Origin of the sequence: Pseudomonas sp. K5002 (assembly GCF_013386655.1) — a bacterium.
GTDB lineage: Bacteria > Pseudomonadota > Gammaproteobacteria > Pseudomonadales > Pseudomonadaceae > Aquipseudomonas.
The window spans coordinates 1-686 of the sequence record NZ_JACARK010001242.1 but is presented as its reverse complement, the minus strand read 5'-3'; the positions used below and the strand labels follow the sequence as shown (position 1 = coordinate 686).

The 686-nt window shown below is 62.7% G+C and carries 1 protein-coding gene; it reads left to right on the top strand.

Features of this window, described 5'->3' with window-relative positions; genetic code table 11:
- Nucleotides 1-686 (top strand): type III effector HrpK domain-containing protein (locus tag HX846_RS35300; RefSeq protein WP_306173200.1); only part of this gene is annotated, 686 nt, incomplete at both ends.

The window sequence follows — 686 nt, the reverse complement described above, 5'->3', positions numbered from 1 at the left end:
AAACCGACAGCGACACCCTGACCTTCCTCGACGGTGCCGCCACTCGTGATGCCGTCGCCGGCGTCGACACCTCGGGCCTGACCGCCGACATCCTGGCCAACCCGCAGAACTACAGCGGCGAACAGAAAGCCGCGGTGCTGGTGCAGTTGACCGATGCACAAACCCGCCTGCTGGTCAGCGACTACGTGCCCCACGCCGGGTTGATGGACAAGTACACCTCGCCCCACTACGGCCTCAACCCCAACGAAGACAAAATCAAGGCACAGCTGCAAAGCGGCATCGAAACCCTCTCGGCCGACCCGGACGTGCAAGGCTTCCTGCAAAACAATCGCGGCCCGGCACTGGCCGACATCGTCGACAGCAACCCGGCGATGAAAGTCGCGATGCAGAACTACTACACCGACGACATCGAGACCGGCAAAAACCTCACCGACAATCTCAACGCCAAGGACCAGAACGGCAAGCAGATCGACATGGGCATGGGCCTGCAAAACGCGGCCAACGATACGACCATCGCCAACCTGGCGCTGGGGGGCAACGGCCATGTGGACCTGACCGGCATCGCCGACAAGGCCGGGCAAAGCGACAACATCCAGCAGTACTACAAAAACCAACTGGTGACCGGCAAGGCCTTTACCGACGCGGTCGCCGGCGGCATGGACCCGACCGTGGCGGCCAGCAGCTTC